Annotated in this window: 7 protein-coding genes and 1 pseudogene; 2 read left to right on the top strand and 6 right to left on the bottom strand. The window is 70.3% G+C overall.

Features of this window, described 5'->3' with window-relative positions; genetic code table 11:
* Nucleotides 1-729 (top strand): oxidoreductase (locus tag G6017_RS02930; protein ID WP_182615870.1); only part of this gene is annotated, 729 nt, incomplete at its 5' end.
* 350 nt (nt 730-1,079) lie between these two features.
* Here the strand turns inward: G6017_RS02930 and G6017_RS02925 are convergent.
* The 6 genes and pseudogenes from G6017_RS02925 to gatC form a co-directional block, all read right to left on the bottom strand.
* A pseudogene (locus tag G6017_RS02925) lies at nt 1,080-1,540 on the bottom strand (SDR family oxidoreductase); the annotation flags it as partial.
* Nucleotides 1,541-1,663: 123 nt separating this feature from the next.
* Nucleotides 1,664-3,145 (bottom strand): Asp-tRNA(Asn)/Glu-tRNA(Gln) amidotransferase subunit GatB, encoded by a 1,482-nt coding sequence (gene gatB / locus G6017_RS02920; RefSeq protein ID WP_182615868.1) that lies wholly within the window; start codon nt 3,143-3,145, stop codon nt 1,664-1,666.
* 10 nt (nt 3,146-3,155) lie between these two features.
* A complete protein-coding gene (locus tag G6017_RS02915; protein WP_182615866.1) occupies nt 3,156-4,190 on the bottom strand; it encodes an ATP-dependent 6-phosphofructokinase in 1,035 nt (344 codons plus the stop codon).
* Nucleotides 4,191-4,218: 28 nt separating this feature from the next.
* Nucleotides 4,219-5,622, bottom strand: a complete 1,404-nt coding sequence (locus tag G6017_RS02910; protein ID WP_182615864.1) for a DHA2 family efflux MFS transporter permease subunit — start codon at nt 5,620-5,622, stop codon at nt 4,219-4,221.
* Entirely contained in the window at nt 5,619-7,073 is a 1,455-nt protein-coding gene (gatA, locus tag G6017_RS02905; RefSeq protein WP_182615862.1) for an Asp-tRNA(Asn)/Glu-tRNA(Gln) amidotransferase subunit GatA, read from the bottom strand. The genes G6017_RS02910 and gatA overlap by 4 nt, the downstream gene beginning before the upstream one ends.
* Nucleotides 7,070-7,369: an Asp-tRNA(Asn)/Glu-tRNA(Gln) amidotransferase subunit GatC gene (gatC, locus tag G6017_RS02900; protein ID WP_182615860.1), complete on the bottom strand. Its 300-nt coding sequence runs from the start codon at nt 7,367-7,369 to the stop codon at nt 7,070-7,072. The genes gatA and gatC overlap by 4 nt, the downstream gene beginning before the upstream one ends.
* Before the next feature lie 78 nt (nt 7,370-7,447).
* On the opposite strand from gatC, the gene G6017_RS02895 reads away from it, so the two are divergent.
* The coding region (locus tag G6017_RS02895; protein ID WP_182615858.1) for an ACT domain-containing protein at nt 7,448-7,912 on the top strand (465 nt) is incomplete at its 3' end.

Below are 7,912 nucleotides of genomic sequence, written 5' to 3'. Positions count from 1 at the left end.
GGCGTCAAGATCGTCTCGGTGGACGGACCCCCCGAGGACTTCGGCCGGGTCGACCCGCGGGGAGGACGGGTGGCGGCGGTGGCGCCCTCCCCGGACTTCGCCCAGGACCGGCTGGTGTACCTCCTCGTCGTCGGCGACGGCCCCTCCAGGGTCGAGCGGCTCGCCCGCGGGGACGCGCCCAGGACGGTCGCCGAGCTCGCCCCCGCGGAGTCCGGGGGACTCGCGTTCGTCGACGACGTCCTGACGGTGGGGGTGGGCTCGGAGCTCCTGCGGTTCCCCGGGTTCAGGGGGATCGGAACGGCAGACGACCCGGAGGTCGTCGCCCGCGACCTGGGCAGGGTCAGCGGGCTGTGCACCCACGGGTCCGATCTCTACCTGTCCGCCGTCACCGACCGCGGCGCGGTGATCCGGAGCGCCGACCGCATCATCTGGACCTGGCCCGATCAGCGATCGGCGGGAGGGTGCGCCGCGGCCGAGGACTCACTGGCACTCGCGTTGCCGGACGGCGAACGCGCCGACGCACTCCCCCTCGCGGGTGGGGCGGCACGGGGCCAGCCCGAGGCCCTGGCCGAGGGGCGCTACGGACGGATCACCGGTCTGGCGGCGGTCGGTGACGGGGTGTTGCTCGGAGGGACGACCAACAAGCGTGGTGGCTCCCCTGTCCCCACCGACGATCGCGCCGTCATCCTGCCCCGGACCGGTGGCGGAGGCGGCGACGCCCGGACCTGACTCGCGGTCTGGTGGGGCACCTCACCCGGCGGGCCACATCTCGTCGAGGCGATGGAGGGTGGCGCCGAACAGTGCCGCGGTCTCCCCGGCGCCGGGAGACGAGAGAAGTCACGGAGCATCACGTCGACCAGGGGGCTCGGGAGCGTCGGGAGGACGCGTCCGAGGAGACGTGCGAGGGTGGCCGGCAGATGCCGGATCCGCACGTCCGCGCCGTTCACCCGAGTGACGAACTCGTCCACGGAGAGGGACTGCGGTCCGGCGAGCTCGAAGATACCGGTCGGGGTGGCGTGGTCCAGCGCCGCGTGGAGCAGGGCCTCGGCGACATCATCGCGAGCGATCCAGTCATAGCGTTGGGTCCCCGGCCCGAGGACGGTGACGGGCCGTCCCCCGAGGAGAGCATCTCCGTGACGGTGGGCCCGGGTGCGTCGGGGGTGCCGAAGATGTGCGCGGCGCGGAAGACGACCGCGGGAATCCCACTCGCGCGGATGAGTCCTTCTGCGTGGGCCTTGTACCGCAGGTACGGGTTGGTCGAGGTCTCATCCGCCCCCAGGTACGACAGGAAGACGACGCGGCGCACCCCTGAGTCCTTCAGTGCGGTCACCGTGGCGCGCACCGTGTCGAGATTCGCCGACTGGTAGGTGTCGGGCCGCCTCGGGAACAGGGCCCCGGCCAGATGCACCACCGCGGACGCTCCGACCGACGCCGTGGCCACGTCGTCGCCTCGTCTCAGCGCGCGGACCTCGTTCGGCAGCCCGGCCAGTCGCGCCCGAAGCGCGGTGCCGACCTGGCCGGAGGCGCCGGTGATGACCACCGGTCCCGTGCTCCACTCCCGCTCGGCCACCACGTCACCCGCTTCCGTCCCCACAGTGCCTCTCGGCACCTGCGCACCAGAAGAACACACCCCGTCCCGGGCTCGCAAGGACCCCCGGGGCTGTCACCCGCAGGCGGCGATCACGAGCTCCTTGACCCTGGCCGGGTCGGCCTGCCCGCGGGTGGCCTTCATGACCGCTCCGACGATCGCGCCGGCGGCCTGGACCTTTCCGGAGCGGATCTTCTCCGCGATGTCCGGCTGCGCGGCGAGGGCGTCGTCGACCGCCTTCTGCAGGGCGGAGTCGTCACGGACCACCTCGAGGCCCTTGTCGGCCACGACCCGGTCCGGCTCACCCTCACCGTCGAGGACCGCGTCCACGACCTGCCGGGCGAGCTTGTTGGTGAGCGTCCCCTCCGCCACGAGCTCGATGACCCGCGCCACCTGGGCGGGGGTGATCTCCAGCTCCGGCAGGCCCACGCCGCGCTTGTTGGCCTGCTGCGAGAGGTAGGCCACCCACCACGACCGGGCCTCGGTGGGGGGCGCGCCGGCGTCGACGGTGGCGAGGATCAGGTCCAACGCTCCGGCGTTGACCAGGTCGCGCATCTCCTCGTCCGAGACACCCCAGTCGGCCTGCACCCGTGCGCGGCGCAGCCACGGCAGCTCGGGCAACTCGGCACGGATCTTCTCGATGAGCTCGTCCAGCGGCTCGACCGGTGCGAGGTCGGGCTCGGGGAAGTACCGGTAGTCCTCGGCGGACTCCTTGGGCCTGCCCGCCGTGGTGGTCCCGTCGGACTCGTGGAAGTGCCGCGTCTCCAGCACGACCTCCCCACCTGAGGACAGGACGTCCGCCTGGCGGCACATCTCGTGACGCACGGCGATCTCGACGCTGCGCAGGGAGTTGACGTTCTTGGTCTCCGTCCGGGTGCCGAACTCGGTGGCGCCCTTGGGCATCAGTGAGACGTTGGCGTCACACCGCATCGACCCCTGGTCCATACGGACGTCGGAGACGTCGAGACTCCGGAGCAGATCGCGCAGAGCGGAGACGTACGCGCGGGCGATCTCGGGGGCACGCTCCCCGGCGCCGACGATCGGCTTGGAGACGATCTCGATCAGGGGGACCCCGGCACGGTTGAAGTCGAGCAGCGAATGCGTGGCCCCGTGGATCCGACCGGTGGCCGAGCCGACGTGGGTGGACTTGCCGGTGTCCTCCTCCATGTGCGCCCGCTCGACCTCGACGCGCCAGGTGGTGCCGTCCTCGAGCTGGACGTCGAGGAAACCGTCGTGGGCGATCGGTTCGTCGTACTGCGAGATCTGATAGTTCTTCGGCTGGTCCGGGTAGAAGTAGTTCTTCCTCGCGAAGCGACTGTACGGCGCGATCGAACAGCCGAGGGCCAGCCCGATCTTGATCGCCCATTCGACGGCCTGCCCGTTGACCACCGGCAACGCCCCCGGCAGACCGATGCACACCGGACACACCTGCGTGTTGGGGTCCGCTCCGAACGCCGTCGGGCACCCGCAGAACATCTTGGTGGCGGTGTGCAACTCGACGTGCACCTCCATGCCCATGACGGGATCGAAACGTGACACGACCTCGGTGAACTCCATGCGGAACAATCTAGCCGAAGAGGCAGGCGGCCTCGCGGTAGCGGTCCTCCGGGACGGTCTTGAGCACGGCGACGGCCTCGGCGACCGGCACCATCTCGATGGACTCCCCGCGCAGCGCCACCACCTGACCGAAATCCCCGCGGTGCACCGCATGCGCGGCGTGGACACCGAAACGGGTGGCCAGGACACGGTCGTAGGCCGTGGGGGTCCCCCCGCGCTGGATGTGCCCCAGCACCGTGGTGCGGACGTCGCGGTTCATCCGGGAGGCGATCGCCGTTGCCATCTGGTCCGCGACACCGGTGAACACCTCGTGACCGAACTGGTCGGTCCCGCCCTGCCGCAACGTCATCCCCGAGCCCTCGACGGGTGTGGCGCCCTCCGCCACCACGCAGATCCCGTACGCCTCCCCCATCTGGAAGCGGCGCTTCATGACCTTGCACACGTAGTCGATGTCGAACGGCACCTCGGGGATCACGATCATGTGCGCCCCGGACGCGAGCCCGGCGTGGAGGGCGATCCACCCGGCGTGCCGACCCATCACCTCCACCAGCATGACCCGCTCGTGGGACTCCGCCGTCGTGTGCAGGCGGTCGATCGCGTCGGAGGCGATCGAGACCGCGGTGTCGAACCCGAAGGTGTAGTCGGTTCCCGCCACGTCGTTGTCGATGGTCTTCGGGACGCCCACCACCGGCACACCGTTCTCCGTGAGCCACCGCGCCGCCTTCAGCGTCCCGTCGCCACCGATCGCCACCAGCGCGTCGAGGGAGTGGCGCTGCAGGGTCCGCCGGATCTCCGGCAGGCTCCCGGTGAGGATGTCCGGGTTGAGCCGGCCAGTTCCGAGGATCGTGCCCCCGCGCAGCAGGATGCGGTCGATCCCCTCGTCGTCGAACAGGGGCACCGCACGGTCGTGCACCAACCCGGACCACCCGTCCTGGAAGCCCAGGACGGGTGAGTCGTACTCGGAATGGGCGGTCCGCACCAACGCGCGGATCACCGCGTTGAGTCCGGGGCAGTCCCCGCCAGCGGTCAGCACGCCAATACGCACGTCGGACTCCTCTCGGTTCTCCCGCAGTCTAGGGCCGGGACCTGGTCACCGCGCCAGGCTCCGGTGACTGTTCACCGGTACGAAACGCCATCGTCGCCACCCCTCCGAGCAGGACCACCACGGCGGGGAGGTACATGGCGTCCGCCACGGCCTGCCCTACGTCGCCGTGGACGACCAGCCGGGCTTGCATCACCGCACCGATCGCCGCTGAACCCAGGACCGCACCCACCTGGCGGGTGGTGTTGTAGACCCCCGAGCCGGCTCCGGCGGAGGCGAGCTCGAGGCGTCGCATCGCGGTGGATGATGTGGGCGCCCAGACACACCCGTTGGCCACCCCCATCAGGGCGATGGGTCCGAGCAGCACGGGGATCGAGGTCTGCGAGTCCATGACCAGAGCAAGCCAGAACAGGGAGATCGCGTAGGAGAAGTATCCGATCCCCGTGAACAACCGCGGGTCGATCCTGTCCGCCCACCGCCCGACGACCGGGGCGAGGACACCCGCGATCAACGCCATCGGCAGCAGCATCAGACCGGCGCGCGTGGGGCTGAGGTCCTTGACGCCCTGGAGGTAGAACATCAGCGGGACCATGGTGCCGGCGGTGACGAAGCCGATGGTGGAGACTCCGAACGTGCCGATCGAGAAATTTCGGTCCCGGAACAGGCGTAGAGGTACCAGTGGCTCCGTGCGCACGCGCGACTGCCACCAGACGAACGTCGCCAGTCCCGCCGTCCCCGCGATGATGAGCGCGAGGGTGGTCCCGCCCCAGCCGTGGGACTCGCCCTGTTGGATGCCGTACACCAGGAGGAACATGCCCACGGCCGACAGGACGATGCCCGGGATGTCGTAGGAGTGCGAGCGGGTCTCGAGCCTGGGGACCCACCGCCAGACCAGGACCACGGCCAGGACGCCGAAGGGGATGTTGACGAAGAAGATCGCGCGCCAGTCGAACGCGTCGATGAGGACACCACCCAGGACGGGTCCGACGACCGAGGCGATGCCCGCGACCGCGCCCCAGATCCCCATGGCCGCCCCGCGACGTCCAGGCGCGAAGACCCTGGTGATCACGCTGAGCGACTGCGGGGTGAGCAGCGCGGCACCGAGTCCCTGGAACACACGCGCGACGATGAGCGTCTCGATACTGCCCGCGAGACCACACCACAGTGATGCACCAGTGAACAGGACCAGTCCGGCGATCGAGACCGCGCGGGGACCGATCTGGTCACCCAGACGACCGGTGAACAGCAGCGGTACGACGTAGGCCAGTAGGTAGGCGCTGGTCACCCAGATCACCTGGTTGGTCGACGCTCCGAGTTGCGTGACGAAGGCGTCGGTGGCGACCGCGACGATCGTCTGATCCACCAGGATCATGAAGAACCCGATGACGAGCGCCGCCAGGGCCTTCCATGCGTCCCTCTCGGGGACCGTGGTCACGCGATCGGGCCTCTCGCCGCCTCGAAGGCGGCCCCCACCCGGTACAGGCGGTCGTCGGCCAGCGCGGGGGCCATGATCTGGAGGCCCGCCGGAAGCCCGTCGACGAGACCGGACGGAACGGACATGCCGCAGTGCCCGGCGAGGTTGAGCGGGAGGGTGCAGAGGTCGAACTGGTACATGGCCACCGGGTCCTCGACCTTGGCGCCCAGCGGGAACGCGGTCGTCGGAGTGGTGGGCGAGACCAGAACGTCAACCTTCTCGTACGCGGCGTCGAAGTCGCGCGCGATGAGCGTGCGCACCTTCTGTGCCTGGCCGTAGAAGGCGTCGTAGTAGCCGGCGGAGAGGGCGTAGGTGCCGAGCATGATGCGGCGCTTGACCTCGGGACCGAACCCGGCTTCGCGGCTCGCCGCCATGACCTGGTCCGCGGACCCCTCGCCGACCCGCAGTCCGTACCGCATGGCGTCGAACCGGGCCAGGTTGCTGGACACCTCGGACGGCAGGATCAGGTAGTAGGCGGGCAGTGCATAACGGAAGTGCGGGCACGAGACCTCGACCACCTCCGCACCCAGCTCCCGCAGGGTGTCCACCGAGGCACGGAACGACGCCTCGACCCCCGGCTGGTACCCCTCCCCCGCGAACTCGGAGACGACGCCCACGCGCACACCGGACAGATCTCCTCGCGCTCCCTCGCGCGCCGCCCGGACCACGTCCGGGACCGCCACGTCGAGACTGGTGGAATCGCGGGGGTCGTGTCCGGCGATCACCTGGTGCAGGAGGGCGGTGTCCTCGACCGTACGACCACACGGTCCACCCTGGTCGAGTGACGAGGCACAGGCCACGAGACCGTATCGGGACACGGTGCCGTAGGTGGGCTTCACGCCCACCGTGGCGGTGAGGGCGGCAGGCTGGCGGATGGACCCGCCGGTGTCGGTGCCGATGGCGATCGGGGCCTGGTGGGACGCCAGGGCAGCGGCGGAGCCACCGCCGGACCCGCCCGGGGTGCGGCTGGGATCCCACGGGTTGCGGGTCGGGCCGTACGCCGAGTTCTCGGTCGAGGACCCCATGGCGAACTCGTCCATGTTCGTCTTGCCCAGGATCGGGATGCCCGCCTCCCGGAGCCTCGCGGTGACCGTGGCGTCGTACGGGGAGCGGTAGCCCTCGAGCATCCTCGACCCGCACGTGGTGGGTGCGTCGGTGGTGGTGAACACGTCCTTGAGGGCGACCGGGACCCCCGCAAGCGGGCCGAGTTCCTCTCCGGCCGCGAGACGGGCGTCGACGGTGCGCGCGGCCTCGAGTGCCTCGTCGGCTCCCACGTGCAGGAAGGCGTTGATCTCCCCGTCGACCTCCGAGATCCGGTCGAGGTGTGCCCGGGTGACCTCCTCCGAGGACACCTCCCGCGCGGCGATCCGGCCGGCCAGTTCAGCTGCGGTGGCGGTGGTGAGCGAACTCATGCCTCCTCCCCCAGGATCTGCGGGACCTCGAAGCGCTGCTGGTCCGCGGCCGGGGCCTGGTCGAGCGCCTGGTCGGGGGTCAGACCGGGGGTGACCACGTCGGTGCGGTACACGTTGGAGATCGCGGTGGGATGGCTCATCGCCGGGACGTCGTCCGCTGCGACCTCGGACACGGCCTGCACGTGGTCGAGGATGTCGGTGAGCTGTCTCGCGAACGAATCCAGCTCGGAGTCGCTCAGTTCCAGGCGGGAGAGCCTGGCCAGATGCGCGACGTCCCCGCGTGAGATCGAGGTCACGTGTGTAGTCCCTTCGGCGTGGCGTGTCGGTACCGGCCCAGCCTAGTCAGGCCATCAGAGTGCGGCACAATGGGCGCCATGTCATATCTGCTCCGCGTCCTGCTCCCCGATCGACCGGGCAGCCTCGGCTCCCTCGCGGTCGCCCTGGGGACGGCCGGCGCGGACATCATCAGCCTCGACGTTGTGGACCGGTTCGACGGGGTGGCCGTGGACGACATCGTGGTGAACGTTCCCAACGGGACCTTCCCCGACACCCTGATCACCGCGGCCGAACAACTCGACGGGGTCATGGTGGATTCACTTCGGCCGTTCGGCGGGATCCTCGACGCGCACCGCGAGCTCGAGCTCATCGACGCGGTGGCAGGGGCGGGGGCCGGCGCTGACCAGATGCTCGCCGACGAGTTGCCCGCGGCGCTGCGCCTCGGGTGGGCGCTCGTGGTGGAGGAGACGACCGATGGATGCCGGCTGGTCGCTCGCGGCGCCGCCGCACCGTTGTGGGACGGGGGCCGGGTCGAGGCGGTTCGCCACCTCGAGCGGGCCACC

The organism is Dietzia sp. B44, assembly GCF_014145245.1.
GTDB lineage: Bacteria > Actinomycetota > Actinomycetes > Mycobacteriales > Mycobacteriaceae > Dietzia > Dietzia natronolimnaea.
This window is presented reverse-complemented; position numbering and strand designations above follow the sequence as displayed.

Excerpts from the sequence above, each read along its gene's own strand:
- gatB (WP_182615868.1), bottom strand. The coding sequence starts at position 3,145 with ATGGAGTTCACCGAGGTCGTGTCACGTTTCGATCCCGTCATGGGCATG.
- gatA (WP_182615862.1), bottom strand. The coding sequence starts at position 7,073 with ATGAGTTCGCTCACCACCGCCACCGCAGCTGAACTGGCCGGCCGGATC.